This window comes from Bacillus cereus group sp. Bc010, from assembly GCF_027716745.1.
Lineage (GTDB): Bacteria > Bacillota > Bacilli > Bacillales > Bacillaceae_G > Bacillus_A > Bacillus_A pacificus.
Window position 1 is genome coordinate 32,678 of record NZ_JAQFUY010000020.1, and the last position, 20,467, is coordinate 53,144.

Genomic DNA, 20,467 nt, shown 5'->3' on the forward strand with positions numbered 1-20,467 from the left:
GCATCCTCTTTCTATTTATTAAGCAAATTTGTTTTTGATCCAATTCTTACCTTCTACAAGGCGAGCTGTCATTACGGCACAAGCATTATCTGCTGTTACGTTTAACATCGTTGCAGGAGGATCGATGATTGTACTAATCGCTGCGATAATTGGCAATGCTTCTGGCGGGAAGCCGTATAGAGAAACGATTAACATTTCACCAATCATACCGCCGCCTGGAATAGCGCCCATTACTGTTCCTACTAATAAAGAAACAACAAGTGCGATTGCTAATGTTTTTGGTCCTTCGAATTCCATGTTGAAAATACCGAATAAGAAAGCAATTTTTAATACGCCGCCTAAAACAGAGCCGTCTTTATGAAGTGTAGATCCAAGAAGGACAACTGTTTCACGAACGTCAGAAGAGATACCCATTTTCTTCGTTGCTTCTAAGTTCGCTGGAATACTTGCGGCACTACTACAAGTTGCAAGAGATGTAACAGTAGGAGAGACCATGTTCTTCCAAAATACTTGTACACCTTGCTTGCGACCTGCAAGGTATGCATAGAACGTAAAGAATACAAAGAAGTAAATAAGAGACGCTGGATAGTATACCATTGCTGCTCGGAAGTAAGTTCCAAGAAGCTGTGGTCCGAATTCACCAACTAATGCTGCGAAGTAAGCAGCAAGTCCGATTGGAGCGTAGTACATAATGAAAGATACGACTTTCATTGAAATTTCTGCACCAGCTTGTAAGAATGTAGCGAATGGTTTTCCTTTTTCACCAACTGCTGAAGTTGCAACTCCCATTAAGATAGAGAAGAAAATAAGAGCTAACATATTTTCACGAGATAGTAACTTCGAGAAGTCAGATACTGTTAGAATACCGACGATTTGATCTGCAACACTAACTGCTTTTTCAGCTTTGTCAGGTTGTGTTAGTTCTAATACAACACCTTGTGCTGGCGGGAATACTTTCACGACAATAATCATAAAAATAGCAGCTAAAATACTTGTAAATAAGAAAGTCCCAGCCATACTAGACATAATTTTACCGAAACGTTTTAATCCATCCATATTAGCAATAGATGACGCGATGCTAAAGAACACTAGAGGTACAACAATCGTAAACATTAAGTTTAAGAAAATGTCACCAAGCGGCTTTAAAGCAACTGCATCGGCACCCATGAAATAACCAATGAAACCACCAATTAGGATAGAAGATAATAAAATAAGTGGAAAGCGATATGCCTTCATAAATATATCCTCCTATCAATTATAAAAAATCATACTGAATTATTATAGCGAGTTAGAGCCCTCTTTACTAGGAGAATACGGATAGATGGAATAGCGTGAAAACCGAGAAATTTTTGTTTTTAAGCTCGGCATACAGCAGGAAATCTAGACATATATATTTGTAACCTAGTTGTGGTAAGGGATGCGCCGTAACTTAGGTTTGGAAAAAGGGGGAGGGAAAAGGGATGAATATTTTACTTTGCTGTGCAGCGGGAATGTCTTCCAGTTTGATTGTTACAAAAATGGAGAAAGCAGCAGAGGCAAAAGGGATAGAGGTAAAGATTTGGGCTGTATCAGGTTCTGAAGTAAATAGCCATATTGATAAAGCCGATGTACTTTTACTTGGACCGCAAGTACGTTATTTATTACCGAAAATGAAAGAATTATGTAAGGAGAAAGGAGTACCTGTTGATGTCATTCAATCCGTCCATTACGGGCTTTGTAATGGAGAAGCTATCTTGCAAGCAGCTTTGTCAATGAAACCATGAGGAGAGTGGGATAGATGATACGGTTTTTAGAGAAATATGTAATGCCAGTGGCAGGAAAGGTTGCAGAGCAGAGGCATTTGCTAGCAATTCGTGATGGACTTGTATTGACGATGCCGTTCTTAATTATAGGATCAATTTTTCTTATTATTAGTACATTACCAATCCCTGGGTATAGTGAATTCATGGCGAGTTTGTTCGGGAAAAACTGGAACGTAGCATTAGGGTATCCAGTTAGTGCAACTTTTAATATAATGGCTTTAATAGCTGTTTTTGGAATCGCTTACAGGATTGGGGAATATTATAAAGTGGACGCTTTAGCATCCGGGGCATTGTCGCTTGTGACATTTTTACTTGCAACTCCATTTCAAGTTGCATATATCATGCCGGGTACGAAAGAAAGTATACTGGTAGATGGAGTAATTCCAGCGGCATTAATGGGAAGCCAAGGTTTATTTGTAGCGATGATTATTGCAATTATATCTACTGAAATATACCGATTTCTTGTACAAAAAAAGATGATTATAAAAATGCCTGAGACAGTTCCACCGGCAGTAACGCGTTCATTTGCAGCGCTTATTCCTGGGTTTATTGTTGTGACAGTTGTTTGGATCATTAGATTGATTTTTGAACACACAACTTTCGGAAGCATTCATAATGTTGTAGGGAAGCTACTGCAAGAACCGCTGAGTATACTTGGTGCTAGTCTTTGGGGAGCAGTTATAGCGGTTATTCTCGTTCATGTCCTTTGGGCGTGTGGAATTCATGGAGCTACAATTGTGGGCGGTGTAATGAGCCCGATTTGGTTATCGTTAATGGATCAGAACCGGATTGCTTTTCAAGCGGGCCAAGATGTACCGAACACGATTACTGCACAGTTTTTTGATTTATGGATTTATATGGGCGGTTCTGGTGCAACATTAGCCTTAGTTGTCGGAATGTTATTGTTTGCACGAAGTCAGCAATTAAAAAGTTTAGGACGATTGTCAATTGCACCTGGTATCTTTAACATTAATGAAATGGTAACTTTCGGTATGCCAATTGTCATGAATCCACTTTTACTTATTCCATTTATAGTAGTTCCTGTTGTATTAACAATTGTTTCTTATTTCGCAATGGAATGGGGATTGGTAGCTCGCCCGAGTGGTGCTGCTGTAACATGGACGACACCAATTCTATTTAGTGGATATTTAGGCTCGGGTGGCAAAATTTCAGGTGTGATTTTGCAACTCGTTAACTTTGCACTAGCGTTCGTCATATATTTACCGTTCTTAAAAATATGGGATAAACAAAAAATAGCGGAAGAAAAGGGGGAGTAGAGAACTAAAATGGATACGATAGAAACGAAGGCCTTTCACTTAATCTTGCATGGGGGAAATGCGAGAAGTTGTTCAATGGAAGCAATTGATTGTGCAAAGCGTGGAGAATTTACAGAAGCAGAAGCGAAATTACAAGAAGCGTTAGAAGAATTAAAAGAGGCGCACCGTGTACAAACGGATCTCATACAGAAAGAAGCTGGTGGTGAAAAGACCGAAGTCACCCTTCTGATGGTGCACGCGCAAGATCATTTAATGAATGCAATTACGGTGAAGGAATTAGCGAGTGAATTTGTAGAATTATATAAGAAGATGTCGGTAACTGAATGAACCTTGCGTATGCAAGGTTTTTTATTTCATTTTTTTAGCTTGATGGCCATGGGATATTACTGCCCTTTAAAGTGGCATAAAGTTAACGTACGCCTTATAGAACAAATAGAATACAATTGAACAGCTTAAGATATAAAAGAGACTTCTTTTCCCCCTTAATATCCATTTTAATTTTCTATCCTGTAGCGACAGCTTTATTTTACTTCCTTTTGGCACGTTACATACTACTTCAAACAATTCACGATACTCCTCATTAATCCCTAAAAGTACGTACTCTTTCCCGTTTGTATATTTTATATATAAAAATTCACTGCCGCTTTTACGATCTAATACTGTTTTCATAGAGACAATTTCATCTAACTGATATATTTTCAAATCAACATCGTTATAATATTGATTTACAAAGAACACATACAGTTTTTTATTTGTAACAACGAGGACGTTATTAATACCAAAATTCATAGAAAGAAAACCGATTCCTAATGTTATAGCTGTCCCTGTTTGCCAACCCTTTACACGCGGATTGGACGCAGCCATGCTATATAAAATCTCTTCACCCTGCTGTAAATTACCTTGCACCTGATGATAACAACGCTGCATCAAAATACTTTTTGTTACTACCATTTTTGCACGTCCTATTTTCTTTTCATCTACTTTTGTTTCAACATTATATTCTGCTACATCTTCATCACTATATTGTAAATTATTTAAACCCTGCAACAGTTCCTCTTTGCGCATCAGTTTCCCCTCCTATTATCTTTTTTATTTTTTTTCGTCCTCTTGAAAGCCTGCTATACACAGTATCTGTTGCCAGCCCTAATTCAGAAGCAATCTCTTGCACACTATATTCATCCAGATACCTTTTTATAAAAATTTTTTTATCTTCATTGTTTAGCGACCTAATTAAAAGATAAAAGTTTTCTTCCTCCTCTTCTTTTGTTTGATTTGTGACCGTTCTCTCTTCATATATATCCTGCTGAAATTCCTGTAATCTATATACTTGATTACTCTTTCTCTTAAAATCTATCGCTTTAAACTTCGCGATAGATATAAGCCAATTTCTAAATTTTCCGCGTTTCTCATCATAACTATCAATGTTGTACCAAATGATTAACAAAATATCATCAACACACTCATCTACTAACACTTTACTATGGGATGTATCTAATACACCGTGAACAACTTTATAAATTAAATCTCCATATTGATCAATTGCTGCATGTAATGCTTTCATATCTTTCTTTCGCAACCCTTCTACTATTTCTACTTCTCGCATTCCTATCACCACTCTTTGCTCCATTCTCTATTCACTTAATATACGAATTATAATGATGGTTTTCTGACATTATGATAAAAAAATCTCATTTTTTCGTTTTGGGTTTATTTTAAAATCTTAGCTTGACGGGCATGGGGAAAAAAACACTAAAAAATTTTTTTAGTGTTTTTTTGTTTTAAATACAACTAGACAACTAAACACTAATCTATTTTCATACAGTTATGTGTTAAAAGCGTGTTGTTTTATAACACACTGTGTGTTTTTTGTTCGACACACTAATTGAAAGCGTTAACACACAAAGGAAATGGTCGAAAAAGTGCTGATTTTAGTGGTTTTAAAAAGTTGGCACGCTAATTGCATTAATAAATAGCGTAAAGAAAAATAAACAAAATATAAATTTTTTATACTACACAAGGGGGATTTTCAAATGAATATTTTATTATGTTGCTCAGCAGGGATGTCTACAAGTTTACTAGTTACAAAAATGGAAGCGGCTGCAAAAGCTCGAGGTTTAGAAGGAAAGATTTGGGCTGTATCTGGGGATGCAGTAAAAACAAATATCGATCAAGCGGATGTATTATTATTAGGACCACAAGTTCGTTACATGCTTTCTTCAATGAAAACGCTTGCTGATGAGAAGAACGTTGGAATCGACGTTATCAATCCAATGCACTACGGCATGATGAATGGAGAAGCAGTTTTAGATCACGCATTAACACTAAAAAAATAATTAGGGGGGAAGCAAAATGCAAAAGTTTATTGCATTTATGGAGAAATATTTAGTCCCAATCGCAGGTAGAATTGGATCGCAGCGCCACTTAGTTGCGATCCGTGATGGATTTATCGCAGTTATGCCTCTTATTTTAGTTGGATCATTTGCAATACTTATTAATAACTTACCAGTGGATGCATTCCAAAAATTTATGAAAGGTGCATTCGGGGAAGTTTGGAAAGATATCGGCGGCGGTATGTGGGCAGGTTCCTTCGCTATACTCGCCCTCATAGTCGCAGTAGGGATAAGTTATAATTTAGCGAAATCTTACGGCGTTGACGCGTTGTCAGCAGCAATCATTACATTCGGTGCATTAATTATTATTTCTCCGACAACGCCAAAAGAAGGCGGTATTGATTTAGCATGGACTGGATCACAAGGTTTATTCGTTTCTATAATTGTAGCTCTTCTTGTAACAGAGGCATTTAGATTCTTTGTTCAAAGAGATATTACAATTAAAATGCCAGATGGTGTTCCACCAGTAGTAATGAAATCATTCGCAGCATTAGTTCCAGCATTCGTTATTTTAATCGTAACAGCAAGTATTCAATTAGCAGTGAAATTAGCAGGAACAAGCATTCATAAAATCGTATTTGAAACAATTCAAGTACCATTACAAGGTTTAGCAGGTACATTACCAAGTGCAATTATTGTAGCATTACTTATTCACGTATTATGGTTCTTCGGATTACATGGTCCTAATATCGTTGGTGGTATTATTGACCCAATTTATTTACCAGCATTAGAAAAGAATATTAAATTATTTAACGATGGTATGTCTGCATATGATGTACCGCACATCTTCACAAAACCATTCTTTGATGTATATGTATATATCGGTGGATCTGGTGCAACGTTAGCATTCTTAGTTGCAGTAATGCTTGTTGCGAAAAGTGCACAGCTTCGCGGTGTAGGCCGTGTATCTATCGGTCCTGGTTTCTTCAATATTAACGAACCAGTTATTTTCGGTACACCAATTGTATTAAATCCAGCATTAATTATCCCATTCGTACTGACACCAGTTGTATTAGTTATTACTTCTTATACAGCAATCTCTTTAGGATGGGTACCAAAAACAGTTGCTTTAGTTCCATGGACAATGCCACCAATCTTTAGTGGTTATCTTGTAGCAGGCGGAAGTATCGCTGGTGCAGCATTACAAGTAGTAAACTTTGCAATTGCAGTATTGATTTACTATCCATTCGTATTAATGTGTGACCGTACGTATGTACAAGCTGCAAAAGCTGAAACAAAAGGAAGCGACAATTCAGTATCACTTTAAAAAATATTATTCTGACGAGTTTCTATAGCTCGTCAGAATAATTACCTTTATATCATGTTCAAAAAGATGAGAACCATCTACAAGAACACCAAACTATCATTCATAAATTAATATTTTAATAGAAATGTTCAAACTGAAGGGGTATTTCAATCGGTTGAACGATAATAGAGAGGGCGGTAATTATGATGACTACAGCAGAACAAATTCCATTCCAATTAATTTTAAATAGTGGTAATGCACGAAGCTTTGCGATGGAGGCACTTCAATTTGCCAAACAGGGGAAAATGGCAGAAGCTGATGAAGCGATGGCAAAGGCGAAAGAAGCGATTAATGAAGCGCATCATTTTCAAACGGAGCTCATACAATCAGAAGCAAGAGGAGAAAAAACAGAGATTAGTGTTCTTTTAATTCATGCACAAGATCATTTAATGAATGCGATTACAGTAAAAGAATTAGCAGCAGAGTTTATTGACCTTTATAAAAAGTTAGAAGCGAAAGGGGAATAAAGCATGACTGGAATTAAAATTGCTACAATCGGCGGTGGATCTAGTTATACACCAGAGTTAATTGAAGGATTTATTAAGCGTTATGATGAGCTTCCTGTTCGTGAAATTTGGTTAGTAGATATTGAGGCAGGAAAAGAAAAGTTAGAAATCGTTGGTAACTTAGCGAAACGTATGGTGAAAAAATCTGGTTTACCAATTGAGGTACATTTAACGCTTGATCGTCGCGAAGCATTAAAAGATGCTGACTTCGTAACGACGCAGCTTCGCGTAGGTTTATTAGAAGCTCGCGCAAAAGATGAAGCAATCCCGTTAAAATATGATGTAATCGGTCAGGAAACGAATGGTCCTGGTGGTTTATTCAAAGCATTGAGAACGATTCCTGTTATTTTAGATATTTGTAAGGACATGGAGGAGCTTTGTCCGAATGCATGGTTAATTAACTTTGCAAACCCAGCTGGTATGGTAACAGAAGCTGTTCTTCGTTATACAAATATTCAAAGAGTAGTTGGTCTATGTAACGTTCCAATCGGAATCCGTATGGGTCTTGCAAAATTACTTGAAGTAGATGCAAGTCGTGTACATGTGGACTTCGCAGGTTTAAACCATATGGTATACGGACTAGACGTATATTTAGATGGCGTAAGTGTAATGGATCGTGTGTTAGAACTTGTAACAGATCCAGAAAAGCAAATTACGATGGAAAATATCGCTGCGCTTAACTGGGAGCCTGACTTTATTCGTGGCCTTCGTGCAATTCCATGTCCATACCATCGTTACTACTACAAAACACGTGAAATGCTAGAAGAAGAGAAAGAAGCTTCGGTTGAAAAAGGTACACGTGCAGAAGTAGTAAAACAATTAGAAGATGATTTATTCGAGTTATATAAAGACCCGAATTTAGATATTAAACCACCACAATTAGAAAAACGTGGAGGCGCTTATTATAGTGACGCAGCATGTAGCTTAATTACGTCTATTTATAATAATAAAGGTGATATCCAGCCTGTTAATACACGAAACAACGGAACAATTGCAAGCTTGCCACATGATTCGGCTGTTGAAGTGAACTGTATTATTACGAAAGAAGGTCCAAAACCAATTGCAGTTGGAGATCTTCCAGTACCAGTTCGCGGTTTAGTACAACAAATTAAATCATTCGAGCGCACAACAATTGAAGCTGCTGTTACAGGGGATTATCATAAAGCGCTGCTTGCTATGACAATTAATCCACTTGTACCATCAGATAAAGTGGCAAAACAAATTTTAGATGAAATGTTGGAAGCACATAAAGAACATCTTCCGCAGTTCTTCAAAAAGGTAGAGAAATAAAGCGGCGCTATTTAGCCCGCTTTTTTTTATTCTATCCCACTTTAATGGGCAGTAAGACCCCTACCTCAAAATTCAGCGAAAGCAAAGAAATTAGGTGGGGGATCAACTGTCCATAAAAGTCCGATTGGTTCAATTAATAATCAGTGGGGGGTGAAAAAAACCCCCCACTGATTAAAGTTTCACTTTATTAGGAGGTATTACGATGATTAAGTTAATTGTAAACGCAGATGATTACGGTCTTACAGAAGGTACAAATTACGGTATTATTGATGGGCATATAAATGGACTTGTAAATTCAACGACGATGATGATGAATATGCCAGGAACAGAGCATGCGGTACGTTTAGCGAAAGAACATAACACATTAGGAGTAGGCGTACATCTCGTATTAACGGCGGGGAAACCGCTTCTTGGAGACGTACCATCACTTGTAAGTAGCGATGGATTGTTTCATAAATAAAGCGTCGTATGGGAAGGGAAGATAAATCCAGAGGAAGTCGAGCGAGAATGGACTGCTCAAATTGAGAAATTCTTATCTTACGGATTAACGCCAACTCATTTAGATAGTCATCATCACGTGCATGGATTATCGATTTTACACGATGTTCTTGAGAGATTAGCGGCTACATATAATGTTCCAATTCGTCGTTGTGAGGAAGAGCGAGCAGTACGCCCGTTTTCTGACGTATTTTACAGTGACTTTTATGCGGATGGTGTGACGGAAGATTACTTTGTGAAGTTAAAAGAAAGAGTACAAGGTGAACAAACGGTGGAAATTATGGTTCATCCAGCGTATATTGATCCAGAGCTTGTGAAGCGTTCTTCTTACGTAATGGATCGCGTGAAAGAATTGCGTATTTTAACAGAGAGCGAGTTGCCTGAAGGAATAGAGCTTGTGAAGTTTTAATAGAAAAACGACGGCTATATCATGCCGTCGTTTTTTATATTTATAAAATGGATAGAATATATCCGCCAAAGGCTCCGAGTATAACGATAACCCAAGGTGGTGTTTTCCAAAAAGCAAGCAAGCAAAAGAGAAGAGACGCAAAAACAAAATCTACAGCGTTCATAATTGTGCTTGTCCAAATAGGATCATAAAAAGCAGCAATTAAAATACCAACAACAGCGGCATTGACTCCAAGTAGTGCGCCTTGTATGAAAGATATTTTTCTCACACTGTTCCAAAATGGTAAAACACCAATAACGAGAAAGAAAGCAGGAAGAAAAATAGCAATTGTTGCAAGTATTGCTCCAAGCGTCCCGTTTAACACTGCTCCTATATAAGAGGCGAATGTAAATAGTGGTCCTGGCATTGCTTGTGTTAATCCGTATCCAGCTAGAAATTGTTCTTTCGTCATCATTCCGTTTTGTACGAACTCACCTTCAAGAAGGGGCAGCACGACGTGTCCGCCTCCAAATACAAGTGCACCAGAGCGATAGAAACTATCAAATAAAGCGATGTAATAAGAGAACGGTCTTAATATTGGTAGCAGTAGTAATAGTCCGAAGAATAAGACGAGACAAGAAACTGCTATCTTTTTTGAAATAGGTACTTTTATACTTTGAGATTGGCTAATTGGTTGGTTGCGATATAAAAGCCAGCCGATACAGCCACATATGATAATGAGAGTGACTTGTGTCCAGCTACTTGGCCATAATAGGGCGATTGAGGCAGTTGCAATTGCAATCGTCGCACGATTTCGGTCTGGCGTTAATTTTTGCGCCATTCCCCATATGGCATGAGCGACAATAGCGACTGCTACAAGTTTTAGTCCATGAATCCAGCCAGTACTTCCAAGATTGAACTGATTAAGGAATGAGGCGAAGAAAACTAAACCAATCACAGACGGCAAAGTGAATCCGATCCATGAAATAATAGCTCCGAATACCCCGCCTCTTAATAATCCAACGCCCATACCAACTTGGCTGCTAGCAGGACCAGGGAGGAATTGACATAGTGCTACTAAATCTCCATAGCTTCGTTCATCCATCCATTTTCTTTTTTGTACATATTCGTGGTGGAAATAGCCGAGATGGGCGACGGGGCCACCAAATGAAGTAAGTCCTAATTTAAATGAAACGAGAAAAATCTCTAATAATTTGTGAATAGTATATTTGTTATTTTCCAAAATAACCTCCTAGAATGTTTTTCTATGTGCATTATACAAGAGGTAGTAAAGCAAAAGGAACGATTCTAATGTAAAGATTGTGTGAATCTTTTCTTCGTAATTAAAGTTTGAAAAAGTCATAAATGATTATGTATAAACCATAAAGTAGTAGAAGTAGTGCTGGGAAATTTATATAAGGAGAATGCCCGTATGACAACACATTTCTTTGCGAGGTTAACAGGTAAGAGGGAAATACCTCCTGTAAATACAGAAGCTTATGGCGTAGCAGAGTTTATATTTAGTGAGGATTTAAAGAAGTTGCAATATCGGGTCATATTGAAAAACATCGAAAAAGTTACATCATGCCAAATTCATTTAGGGAAAACAGATCAAATTGGTCCAATTGTTTTAAGTTTATTTGGTCCATTAAAGCAAGGTATTAGTGTTAATGAAGGAGTCGTCACTGGTGTAGTTAATGTGGGGGATTTTGAAGGGCCTTTACAAGGGCGAGCGTTTGATAGCTTACTGCAAGAAATCATTCAGGCGAATGTATATGTAAATGTTTATACGAAGTCTAATAAGAAAGGCGAAATCAGGGGGAGAATTAGGAAAGTAAAGAAGTAGAAAAAAGGCTGTTCATATTGAACAGCCTTTTCTGTTATAAGGTGCGAATTTTAGCGATTATTGACGGTAAATCGATATATTAGAAAAATCGCTGATAAAACTCGAGTTGCGGTCGATATACTACAAAACAGCCTCGATTAATTTTTTACAGGCTGATTTTTAATGAAGAAGTCCATAACATAAAATACTTCGTCATCAGGTATTTGTATTTCAAATGTATTTTCAATTGGCTGCAATGCTTTTTTTACTTTCATATACATCCAGTATTCATCTTGTCTTCGTTTCTCTTTATCTGGATGAGGGAGGAGGCTTTCTCCTTTTTGAAGACGGTCAACCATACAGCTCATATGAAGAATAACACCCATTAAACTGTCAGGAGTTAGCTGTAAGGAAATTAATTCTTGAATTGTATTTAATGCGTAACGGATCGTTTTAATAAGTAGTGCTCCGTCGTTACGCTGCATTTGTTGTTCAAGAATATCAGCCATTTTTGCATATGTTTCTTCATACGTAATTAATTCTTGAATTGGCTGAATCGCTGTGTAGTTTACAATATCTTGGAAATGATAAGTTAAGCATGGCACCTGCACATCGAAATTTGTGACGATACAAATGATATTCCGCTCTTTTTTTATGTTCTCAATCATTTTCGTTAAATCTTTTTCATGGACAATACTAATCGGAATGATTTCAATTAAGTCTTTGTCAAATCGCAAATAGTTCTCCAACATTTTTTGAATAGCTAAAGCACTGCCTTCCCCAGTTAAACAAGCTGTTAAAATAACAGATTTCATTGGTGATAGTGGCTTTTTCTTTTCTTCTTGTACGTTTAAGTAAAACGGTGTTAAGTTCTTTACTGTTTCATATAATGCATCTAACGAGTAGCCAAGCTGAGCTTTTCGAGCAGCTTCTAGTGCATGTGGAGTGCTCGTCATGGAAAGAACACGTACCGGAATTTTGAACTCAGTTTCTAATATATCACCAATATAAGCGAGAGATCCCATATCAACGAGTAAGAGAAGCCCGTTTACATTTTGGAGTGTTTTCATATACACTTTCACACGCTCTAAGAAATCTTTCGGCGATTCATGTAACGGCATATCGATACCGGTTACTTCCTCAATGCCGAGCAGTTCGTTTGCGACGTTTGCCATTTCTGTTGCTATGCCGTTGCCGTGCGCTAATATTAATACTTTTACTTCTGTTTGTGAGGCAGGAATTGGATCAACAACGAAGAACATTGTTAAAAAGCCTGCTTCATCGATAGGCATTGTTATTTGTAATTCGTCTTCCAGTAGTTGAATGCATTGCATAGCTACGGAAAAAGCTTCTTTATATTTCGTACGAATTTGATTTAATTGTGGGTGATGAATTTGTTTTCCAGCTTGTAAACGTTGTAGAGTTGTCTGTACATGTAAGCTTAAAGCGAGAAATACTTTTTCATCGAATGTCTTGGATAAATGTTTTTCAGCAAGTTCAGCAATTTTTTCACAAACGGAAACGATATTACGATCTACAATTTTAAAAACATTTTCATGACTTGTTTTTTTTGACATTTGGTTAAAATATTGTACGAAAAAGCTTTGAATATCATTTTCTATTAGTAATTCTAATTCTTCCTCTTCAATACCACGAGCTTGAAGTTCTTCATATTTATAGTCAATATAATCGTAAATAGAAGACTGTTTTTCGTTTTCTGCTTTATGATTACTCCAACCTTCATCGCCTGTAAATATAAATGTTTCATTCGGTATTTGGTATAGATGACGGCTTTTTCTTTCAATGAAGAGCCCTTCCTTCATATACCAAGGTAAGTCTGTACTTGAAACATAGACAGAATCACGTTTCTTTGTCACGAAGTCAGAATAGGCTTTCGCACAGGCAATTTGTACATTTGTTTTTAATTGGCCGATGTTATTGGGACAATTGTAAAAGACGAAAGCACGCATTGCATTCGGACTAACGTGAATTTCTTTTCGCAAGCGAATTGCTTCATTTGTGAAAAATAGTTGCAGTAAAGCAAAACGTTCTTTATGTGTACGCTCACGAAGTGGTGGCAGCGTGACAGTCATTGGTATACGTCTTGTAAATGTTTTTAATAAAAATGAATTTGGTTCTTCTGTTGTTGCAGTAATGATCAATACTTGTGCTTTACGTTCGTTTTCTGTTTCTCCAAGGCGACGATATACTCCGCGGTCAATAAAGGTGAAAAGCATTTCTTGTCCCTCTGGAGGAAGGCGATGTACTTCATCTAAGAAAAGGATCCCTTCATGTGCTTTTTCAATTAACCCTTTTTGATCACTTGCCCCTGTATACGCTCCTTTTTTAATCCCAAATAATTGCCCGAGTAGTAGCTGTGGGTTATTTGCATAATCAGCACAGTTAAAGACGATAAATGGTGCATTTTTAGGAAGCTGTTCAACTTCAATTGCATATTCGTGCATTAAAGAAGCAAACATGGATTTTCCGACGCCTGTTTCTCCGAGCAGTAAAGTATGCATACCGTTTGGAGGATAGAGAATAGAAGCTTTCGCTTTTTCGATTGCGATTTTAAGGCTCGTATTTTCAACTGCAAATGTATCTAATGAAGTTACTTCTTTTGAATGCGCTTCCAACGAAGTGTTCGTTTCTATATAAAAACGAACAGGACGCGTATTTGTTTTTAATAAACGTTTATCTTTTACGAGTTTGTTTAAGTCGCTACTTACATTGGCTCGATCTAGCTGCAACAGGGTAGCGAGTTCTGATGCAGTTACACCTTCTGTATAATTGCCTTTTTGTATTGCGTTAAAAATGAGATCTATTCGTTTCATTTCTATTCACCTCGAAACTTCATCACTATTTAAAATTTTACACAAAAATGGGAAGGGTGGGAAGAGAAAAATAAAACAGCTTTAGCACATAGCACTAAAGCTGTTACAATCTTGTGTCTTTCCAAAAGTTTACTTCGAGATGAGAAGATGGATTATAGGGAAGAAGCTGGTATCCTTGTGACTGTAAGTAATCAATTACTTGTGGCAGTATTTGTACGGTTACACTCGAATCATGCATTAAAATTACTTCGACTTGTTCATCGCTCTGATTACGTACCCTTTCTAGTATGGCAGAGGGATTGTCATAGCTTTTCCAGTCGTATGTATCAATTGTCCAATCCCACATTTTATACTGGGCTGATACAAGTGCATCACGGTAATTCTTTTTTAAGTAAGGCATGCTACCATATGGGACACGAACGAGATGTGTATTTAATTTTGTAACTTGTTGGACAATGTTTTGTGTTTGTTCCATTTCTGTAATTAAAGCGGATGGATCACCAGTGTAAAGGCGCTTTACATCATGGGACATACTGTGAAGTCCGATATAATGTCCCTCTTTAATTAATCGTTGCATTGTCTTTTTATAATGTGGTACTTTTCCACCAATAACAAAGAAAGTTGCTTTTCCGTTCTTTTCTTTTAAGATGTTTAAAATTTGCGTAGTATATTTGTTTGGTCCGTCATCAAATGTTAAGTACGCGATTTTTTTTGTAGAAGAGGAAGTTTCGGTATTTGGATGATGTTCAGCAGGGGGAATTGTAGTCGCTCCTGCATGAGATGACGCGTACATAGTAATCGTTAAAAATAAAATAATGTATTGAAATACTCGCTTGATCATAACATTCACCCTCAGTTTGACAATCAAGATGTAAAAAAGAAAATATAATCCTTTTCTTATTATGTATATCTTTCTCCAATAGTGGAACTCTCAAACAAACTATATTTTGGAAATATAAAATAACGAATAAAAAATAGCATCCTCTTATAAGAAAGAGGATGCTATTTGAATATTTCATAATAGTAAAGGCTATACTACAATTAGTCTTCGCGTTTTTTCACTTTTTTATAAAAGGAAATAAGTGGTTTGTAACGTTCATGTACAAGTCCAATTACTTCAGCAATAATCTCTGTAAAGAAGATTAAAACGAAAAGAAGAATAATGGATAACCATAATGTCGCACTAGAGAAAATGATTGCATTTACACTAAAGAAAATACCGAATGCGTATATAATTAGTACCGTTTTACGATGAGAGAAGCCCATTGCAAGTAAACGGTGATGTAAATGCGACTTATCTGGTGCTGAAATAGGTTTTTTATTTACGATACGACGGATAATTGCAAATGTCGTATCAAATACAGGCACGCCTAAAATGATAACTGGAACGATAAAGCTGAATAGCGTTACACTTTTGTATAATCCAAGTAACGATATAACAGAAATACAGTATCCTAAAAATAGTGCTCCTGTATCTCCCATGAAAATTTTTGCTGGATGGAAGTTGTAGAATAAGAATCCAATTGTACTTGCTAATGTAATTAATGCTAGTGGTAAGATAATAGCAGCTCCAGTACCCCATGGGCTAGTGAAGGCCATATATGCTAGCGTTGCCAGTACGATAGATGAAATACCAGCGGATAATCCATCTAAGCCGTCAATTAAGTTGATGGCATTTGTAATACCTACAATCCAAAATACTGTAATTGGGTAAGCAAGCCATCCAAGTTCAGTATCCCCGAGGATTGGAATATATAATACTTGCACTAATAATCCACTTTTTACAATCATAATGGCAACTAATAGTTGTCCACCGAATTTTACCTTCGCAGATAACTCGTACATATCATCTAAAATACCGATGATTACAATGATAATCGCACCTAGCGTTATCGATAACATTCTTTGTTCGTATAAGCCACCGACAACAAATCCAACAGCCACACCAATAAATATTGCTAACCCGCCAAGACGAGGCATAATCTTTTGGTGCACTTTACGCGCGTTTGGCTTATCTGTTGCTCCTATTTTAAAAGCTAACTTAATAACTAAAGGAGTAACGATGAGTACAGTGATGAAAGATGCCAAAATGGCATAAATCACTTGTGAGTCCATTAATACCCCACCCTTTTATAGTCTAACGTAATTTTTTTTAATATATTTATCTGAAAATTATGATGTTTATTTACAGGCTCATAACATATGGTATCACAAAAAGATTAGAATTCAATCTTTTTTTCGTTTTATGGTAAATGGAAGCAGATAGAATATATGACAATGGTATACAGAATGTTGAATCATTTGAGAAGGTTAATCGTATTGGGCTTTGGAATATGACATTTTTTCTTTCTCTTTAATAGCGAATAATTTTATTTCAATATTATAAGTGTTACACGTAGAAATGAGTAAGTTCCGTGTTAAAATGTGGGAATTTTTCAAGCCTGAACGTGCAGCTTTAATCTCGGTAAAATTTCTATTGGTTTTATGGACAATATTTAATTTTACAAAAACTTAAAAAAGAATGAAGAAAGCAATTCATATAATAAAGAAGTAAAAGAGTTTTCTCATTTTTAATGTGAGAGGGGGAAGCACAGGGTAAATTCTATGTATTCGTATATTTTCTATTGTATATTCCTGTGCGAAAAGGAAATGAAAATTACGATAATAGGTACCGGATACGTTGGGTTGATTACAGGAGTAGGATTGGCAGTATTGGGACATTCGGTTACATGTTTTGATATAGATGATGAGAAAATTGAACGGATAAAACAAGGGGATCTGCCTATTTATGAAGCTGGCTTATATGAATTAATACATGATGCGTGTGAGAATAATCGTTTAACTTTTACAGCAAGTAAAGAAGAAGCATTTCATGATGCAGAATTTATATTTATTGCAGTTGGAACGCCATCGTTATTAGATGGGACAGCAGATTTAACATATATTCAAAATGCATGTTTTGATATTGGAGCATATGCGACTAAAGACATTATTGTTGTTACAAAAAGTACTGTTCCTGTAGGGACGAATGGTGCTATGAGGGGATGGATTGAGGAGAAATTACAAAATAGGCATGAATTACATATTGTATCGAATCCCGAATTTTTACGGGAGGGTTCAGGGATTTACGATTTTTTTCAGGGAGATCGTATTGTAATTGGAGCTGATAATGAGGAAGCGGCGCGAAAAGTTGAGAATTTATATAGTAAATTACATTTGCAAACGTATGTTACAGATATAAAAAGTGCAGAGATGATTAAATACGCATCGAATGCCTTTTTAGCGACAAAAATTAGTTTTATCAATGAAATTTCAAATATATGTGAGAAGGTAGGAGCTAATGTATTAGATGTTGCAAAAGGAATGGGAATGGATAAGAGAATTGGGGCGTCTTTTTTAAATGCGGGCATTGGTTACGGGGGATCGTGTTTTCCGAAAGATACGAAAGCGCTTGTGCAAATTGCAGGGAATGTGGCGCATGATTTTCGTTTGTTAAAAGCCGTCATTGAAGTGAATAATAAACAACAGTTGTTATTGATTGAGAAAGCGAAGAAAGTAATAAATATGAACAAGAAGCGGATTGCAGTGCTGGGAGCGGCATTTAAACCGAATACGGATGATATAAGAGACGCACCGTCCCTTATTATGATACAAGAATTAATTCATATGGGTGCGGATGTAGTTCTATATGATCCAAAGGCAATTCACAATATGAAAAATATCTTTGGGGAGACTATACAATATAGCGAATGTATAGATGAATCGATTAGAGGAGCGAGTGCGGCTTTTATCGTGACAGAATGGGAAGCAATCAGAGCTTATCCGTTAGAAAAGTACGCACAACTTATGAGAGAGCCTATTTTATTTGATGGAAGAAATTGTTATACTAATGAGGATGTCAAGAAACAAGGAATAGATTATTATTCCGTTGGAAGAGAAAGTATTCATAAGAGGGATTTTTCTGTTATTCGTTAAAAAGGTATGTATTCATGTATATTCTTATATGTCATAATAGGATTTGTAACTAGTGAAAGAAAAGAGGCAATGAAATGACTGAACGTTTAAAAGTAATGACAATTTTCGGGACACGTCCAGAAGCAATTAAAATGGCACCTCTTGTATTAGAGTTGCAAAAGCATCCTGAGAAAATTGAATCGATTGTGACTGTAACAGCACAACATCGTCAAATGTTAGACCAAGTATTAAGTATCTTTGGAATTACACCAGATTTCGATTTGAATATTATGAAGGATCGCCAAACTTTAATCGATATTACAACGCGTGGTTTAGAAGGTTTGGATAAAGTAATGAAAGAAGCAAAGCCTGATATCGTACTTGTACATGGTGATACGACGACAACGTTTATTGCAAGTTTAGCTGCTTTCTACAATCAAATTCCAGTAGGTCATGTCGAAGCAGGACTTCGTACATGGGATAAGTATTCTCCATACCCAGAAGAGATGAATCGCCAATTAACAGGCGTAATGGCAGATCTTCATTTCTCACCTACAGCAAAATCAGCAACGAACTTACAGAAAGAAAATAAAGATGAATCACGCATTTTCATAACAGGAAATACAGCGATTGACGCGCTAAAAACGACTGTAAAAGAAACATATAGTCATCCTGTACTAGAGAAACTTGGAAGTGATCGTCTTGTACTTATGACAGCTCACCGTCGTGAAAACCTAGGAGAGCCAATGCGTAATATGTTCCGTGCAATTAAGCGTCTTGTTGATAAGCATGAAGACGTACAAGTTGTGTATCCTGTTCATATGAACCCTGTTGTTCGTGAAACTGCAAATGATATTTTAGGCGATCATGGCCGCATTCATTTAATTGAGCCGCTAGATGTAATTGATTTCCACAATGTTGCAGCTCGTTCATACTTAATGTTAACTGACTCTGGCGGGGTACAAGAGGAAGCACCATCACTCGGTGTGCCAGTTCTTGTTCTTCGTGATACAACAGAGCGTCCAGAAGGTATTGAAGCAGGTACGTTGAAATTAGCGGGAACAGACGAAGAGACAATCTTTATCCTTGCTGATGAGTTGTTATCAGACAAAGAAGCTCATGATAAGATGTCAAAAGCGTCTAATCCGTACGGTGATGGCCGTGCATCAGAGCGTATTGTAGAAGCAATTTTAAAACACTTTAATAAATAAAAAAAAGCCAAATCGCATGCGATTTGGCTTTTTTATTGCTGATTTCTCATAATCCACTCTGCATGAGCATTCGTAGAAGGAGGGGGATCAGTTGGTGTTTTGTTCTGATTCTGATTCGTTTCTTTCTTCGCTTTTTCGTTAGAGTTAGAATTTGAAGAAGGAGTGGATTCCGTTTTTGTTGTTGAATTTTCTTGCGTGGTTACCTTTTCTCCTAGTTCTTTTTTAATTTCGTTACGTACTGCCTCAACACCGTTTGGATCTGGAAGGAAGTAATAAATACCACCTATTTTTTTGTCTTCTCCTTCAAGTTTGAGTGTTTGTATTGTAGAAGGATCAAACCCAGAAAGTTTCTTGTAAAGAGCAAGGCCATCAGAAATAGGAATGTCAGTTTTTATATATTTTCCAACGACCGCTGTTAAATCTTTAATTTTAAATACGGTAGAGGTGGAATTTAGTTTTTGAGCAACAGCAGCTAGTAATTGTCTTTGTCTAGCGGCCCGACCATAGTCACCATTTGGATCTTGCTTTCGCATACGAACGTAAGCGAGTGCTTCTTCACCATTTAATTCTTGCTGTCCTTGCTTAAATTGGATTTTTTTGTAGTAATCTACGTCTGAACGCTCCCAAAAATCGAAGGGAACATCAACAGTAACACCGCCAACAGCATCAACAATACCTTTAAAGCCTTGGAAATCAATTTTAACATAATGGTCTACAGGTACTTTTAGGAAACCTTCGACAGTTTTGATTGCCATTTCTTCTCCGCCGTAAGCATGCGCAGCGTTAATTTTGTCCTCTTTATTCTTTCCGACAATTGGAACGCGACTATCACGAGGGATACTCATAAGCGAAATCTTTTGCGTTTTCGGATTGACTGTCGCAAACATTAATGAATCTGTACGACCGTTTTGACCGTCTGTTGCATAATCTTCTATACCCATAATAAGGAGTGTAAAAGGCTCCTTTGTAATTTCTACATCTTCGGTTCTCAAATCCGATTTTTCACGAGTAAAACCACTATACATCCCCATGAGAGAAGAGTAGGAATTTAATATATAAAGTCCTACACTACCAAATAAAAATAAGAAAATAAGGAAGTAGAAAAACTTTCTTCTTCGTTTCTTTTTTATTCTGCTATTTTGGAGATGATAATAACGTTCTTCCATATATAATCTCCTTAGTTCAT

18 protein-coding genes and 1 pseudogene are annotated in these 20,467 nt (G+C 36.8%); 11 read left to right on the forward strand and 8 right to left on the reverse strand.

The window, feature by feature from the left end; translation table 11 throughout:
- Window positions 1–18 precede the first annotated feature (18 nt).
- Window positions 19–1,236, reverse strand: a complete 1,218-nt coding sequence (locus tag PDQ68_RS19625; protein WP_000649373.1) for a dicarboxylate/amino acid:cation symporter — start codon at window positions 1,234–1,236, stop codon at window positions 19–21.
- Window positions 1,237–1,460: 224 nt separating this feature from the next.
- Between PDQ68_RS19625 and PDQ68_RS19630 the strand changes: the two genes are divergently transcribed.
- Genes PDQ68_RS19630 through PDQ68_RS19640 form a run of 3 tightly spaced genes read left to right on the forward strand, consistent with a single transcriptional unit; the run spans window position 1,461 to window position 3,406 of the window.
- The gene (locus tag PDQ68_RS19630; RefSeq protein ID WP_001023538.1) at window positions 1,461–1,763 is read left to right on the forward strand and encodes a PTS sugar transporter subunit IIB; all 303 of its coding nucleotides are present in this window, start codon (window positions 1,461–1,463) and stop codon (window positions 1,761–1,763) included.
- Between the two features lie 14 nt (window positions 1,764–1,777).
- Window positions 1,778–3,079, forward strand: a complete 1,302-nt coding sequence (gene celB / locus PDQ68_RS19635) for a PTS cellobiose transporter subunit IIC (RefSeq protein WP_061184233.1) — start codon at window positions 1,778–1,780, stop codon at window positions 3,077–3,079.
- Window positions 3,080–3,088: 9 nt separating this feature from the next.
- Window positions 3,089–3,406, forward strand: coding sequence for a PTS sugar transporter subunit IIA (locus PDQ68_RS19640; protein WP_000379635.1), 318 nt, complete (start codon window positions 3,089–3,091; stop codon window positions 3,404–3,406).
- A gap of 66 nt (window positions 3,407–3,472) precedes the next feature.
- Here the strand turns inward: PDQ68_RS19640 and PDQ68_RS19645 are convergent, their stop codons facing one another.
- Both PDQ68_RS19645 and PDQ68_RS19650 read right to left on the reverse strand, forming a co-directional pair.
- On the reverse strand, window positions 3,473–4,144 hold the full coding sequence (locus tag PDQ68_RS19645; RefSeq protein WP_016718939.1) for a hypothetical protein: 672 nt from the start codon (window positions 4,142–4,144) through the stop codon (window positions 3,473–3,475).
- Window positions 4,110–4,682 carry a sigma-70 family RNA polymerase sigma factor gene (locus tag PDQ68_RS19650; protein WP_061184261.1) on the reverse strand — a complete coding sequence of 191 codons (573 nt, stop codon included), beginning with the start codon at window positions 4,680–4,682 and terminating at the stop codon, window positions 4,110–4,112. Before PDQ68_RS19650 ends, PDQ68_RS19645 begins: the two co-directional genes overlap by 35 nt.
- 427 nt (window positions 4,683–5,109) lie before the next feature.
- On the opposite strand from PDQ68_RS19650, the gene PDQ68_RS19655 reads away from it, so the two are divergent.
- The 5 genes and pseudogenes from PDQ68_RS19655 to chbG all read left to right on the forward strand — a co-directional run bounded on the left by PDQ68_RS19655 (window position 5,110) and on the right by chbG (window position 9,478).
- Window positions 5,110–5,412, forward strand: a complete 303-nt coding sequence (locus PDQ68_RS19655; RefSeq protein WP_001023567.1) for a PTS sugar transporter subunit IIB — start codon at window positions 5,110–5,112, stop codon at window positions 5,410–5,412.
- Window positions 5,413–5,428: 16 nt separating this feature from the next.
- The gene (gene celB, locus PDQ68_RS19660; protein WP_061184234.1) at window positions 5,429–6,736 is read left to right on the forward strand and encodes a PTS cellobiose transporter subunit IIC; all 1,308 of its coding nucleotides are present in this window, start codon (window positions 5,429–5,431) and stop codon (window positions 6,734–6,736) included.
- 182 nt (window positions 6,737–6,918) lie between these two features.
- Window positions 6,919–7,242 carry a PTS lactose/cellobiose transporter subunit IIA gene (locus tag PDQ68_RS19665; protein ID WP_000989047.1) on the forward strand — a complete coding sequence of 108 codons (324 nt, stop codon included), beginning with the start codon at window positions 6,919–6,921 and terminating at the stop codon, window positions 7,240–7,242.
- Window positions 7,243–7,245: 3 nt separating this feature from the next.
- Window positions 7,246–8,571, forward strand: coding sequence for a 6-phospho-beta-glucosidase (gene celF / locus PDQ68_RS19670; protein WP_000145748.1), 1,326 nt, complete (start codon window positions 7,246–7,248; stop codon window positions 8,569–8,571).
- A 202-nt stretch (window positions 8,572–8,773) separates the two neighbouring features.
- Window positions 8,774–9,478, forward strand: a pseudogene (gene chbG / locus PDQ68_RS19675) (chitin disaccharide deacetylase).
- 40 nt (window positions 9,479–9,518) lie between these two features.
- On the opposite strand, the gene PDQ68_RS19680 reads toward chbG, so the two are convergent.
- Window positions 9,519–10,700 (reverse strand): chromate transporter, encoded by a 1,182-nt coding sequence (locus tag PDQ68_RS19680; protein WP_061184235.1) that lies wholly within the window; start codon window positions 10,698–10,700, stop codon window positions 9,519–9,521.
- 189 nt (window positions 10,701–10,889) lie between these two features.
- Here PDQ68_RS19680 and exsM point away from each other — a divergent pair, with 189 nt between their 5' ends.
- On the forward strand, window positions 10,890–11,303 hold the full coding sequence (gene exsM, locus PDQ68_RS19685; RefSeq protein WP_000207032.1) for an exosporium regulatory protein ExsM: 414 nt from the start codon (window positions 10,890–10,892) through the stop codon (window positions 11,301–11,303).
- A gap of 137 nt (window positions 11,304–11,440) precedes the next feature.
- Here the strand turns inward: exsM and PDQ68_RS19690 are convergent, their stop codons facing one another.
- The 3 genes from PDQ68_RS19690 to PDQ68_RS19700 all read right to left on the reverse strand — a co-directional run bounded on the left by PDQ68_RS19690 (window position 11,441) and on the right by PDQ68_RS19700 (window position 16,231).
- Entirely contained in the window at window positions 11,441–14,116 is a 2,676-nt protein-coding gene (locus PDQ68_RS19690; protein ID WP_270786919.1) for a sigma-54-dependent transcriptional regulator, read from the reverse strand.
- 103 nt (window positions 14,117–14,219) lie between these two features.
- Window positions 14,220–14,957 (reverse strand): polysaccharide deacetylase family protein, encoded by a 738-nt coding sequence (locus PDQ68_RS19695; RefSeq protein ID WP_061184237.1) that lies wholly within the window; start codon window positions 14,955–14,957, stop codon window positions 14,220–14,222.
- 200 nt (window positions 14,958–15,157) lie between these two features.
- Window positions 15,158–16,231, reverse strand: coding sequence for a glycosyltransferase family 4 protein (locus PDQ68_RS19700; RefSeq protein ID WP_061184238.1), 1,074 nt, complete (start codon window positions 16,229–16,231; stop codon window positions 15,158–15,160).
- Window positions 16,232–16,720: 489 nt separating this feature from the next.
- On the opposite strand from PDQ68_RS19700, the gene PDQ68_RS19705 reads away from it, so the two are divergent.
- Together PDQ68_RS19705 and wecB are read left to right on the forward strand one after the other, a co-directional pair.
- Window positions 16,721–18,091, forward strand: a complete 1,371-nt coding sequence (locus PDQ68_RS19705; RefSeq protein WP_061184239.1) for a UDP-glucose dehydrogenase family protein — start codon at window positions 16,721–16,723, stop codon at window positions 18,089–18,091.
- 74 nt (window positions 18,092–18,165) lie between these two features.
- On the forward strand, window positions 18,166–19,281 hold the full coding sequence (gene wecB, locus PDQ68_RS19710) for a non-hydrolyzing UDP-N-acetylglucosamine 2-epimerase (protein ID WP_061184240.1): 1,116 nt from the start codon (window positions 18,166–18,168) through the stop codon (window positions 19,279–19,281).
- A 32-nt stretch (window positions 19,282–19,313) separates the two neighbouring features.
- Here the strand turns inward: wecB and PDQ68_RS19715 are convergent, their stop codons facing one another.
- Entirely contained in the window at window positions 19,314–20,447 is a 1,134-nt protein-coding gene (locus tag PDQ68_RS19715; protein WP_061184241.1) for an LCP family protein, read from the reverse strand.
- Window positions 20,448–20,467 lie beyond the last annotated feature (20 nt).

Bases quoted from the DNA above. Each gene is read 5' to 3' on its own strand.
- wecB (WP_061184240.1), top strand. From the start codon at position 18,166: ATGACTGAACGTTTAAAAGTAATGACAATTTTCGGGACACGTCCAGAA.
- PDQ68_RS19705 (WP_061184239.1), top strand. From the start codon at position 16,721: ATGTATTCGTATATTTTCTATTGTATATTCCTGTGCGAAAAGGAAATG.
- PDQ68_RS19695 (WP_061184237.1), bottom strand. From the start codon at position 14,957: ATGATCAAGCGAGTATTTCAATACATTATTTTATTTTTAACGATTACT.
- PDQ68_RS19625 (WP_000649373.1), bottom strand. From the start codon at position 1,236: ATGAAGGCATATCGCTTTCCACTTATTTTATTATCTTCTATCCTAATT.
- celB (WP_061184234.1), top strand. From the start codon at position 5,429: ATGCAAAAGTTTATTGCATTTATGGAGAAATATTTAGTCCCAATCGCA.
- PDQ68_RS19655 (WP_001023567.1), top strand. From the start codon at position 5,110: ATGAATATTTTATTATGTTGCTCAGCAGGGATGTCTACAAGTTTACTA.
- PDQ68_RS19665 (WP_000989047.1), top strand. From the start codon at position 6,919: ATGATGACTACAGCAGAACAAATTCCATTCCAATTAATTTTAAATAGT.
- PDQ68_RS19645 (WP_016718939.1), bottom strand. From the start codon at position 4,144: ATGCGCAAAGAGGAACTGTTGCAGGGTTTAAATAATTTACAATATAGT.
- PDQ68_RS19700 (WP_061184238.1), bottom strand. From the start codon at position 16,231: ATGGACTCACAAGTGATTTATGCCATTTTGGCATCTTTCATCACTGTA.
- exsM (WP_000207032.1), top strand. From the start codon at position 10,890: ATGACAACACATTTCTTTGCGAGGTTAACAGGTAAGAGGGAAATACCT.
- celB (WP_061184233.1), top strand. From the start codon at position 1,778: ATGATACGGTTTTTAGAGAAATATGTAATGCCAGTGGCAGGAAAGGTT.
- PDQ68_RS19690 (WP_270786919.1), bottom strand. From the start codon at position 14,116: ATGAAACGAATAGATCTCATTTTTAACGCAATACAAAAAGGCAATTAT.
- celF (WP_000145748.1), top strand. From the start codon at position 7,246: ATGACTGGAATTAAAATTGCTACAATCGGCGGTGGATCTAGTTATACA.
- PDQ68_RS19715 (WP_061184241.1), bottom strand. From the start codon at position 20,447: ATGGAAGAACGTTATTATCATCTCCAAAATAGCAGAATAAAAAAGAAA.
- PDQ68_RS19650 (WP_061184261.1), bottom strand. From the start codon at position 4,682: ATGCGAGAAGTAGAAATAGTAGAAGGGTTGCGAAAGAAAGATATGAAA.
- PDQ68_RS19640 (WP_000379635.1), top strand. From the start codon at position 3,089: ATGGATACGATAGAAACGAAGGCCTTTCACTTAATCTTGCATGGGGGA.
- PDQ68_RS19630 (WP_001023538.1), top strand. From the start codon at position 1,461: ATGAATATTTTACTTTGCTGTGCAGCGGGAATGTCTTCCAGTTTGATT.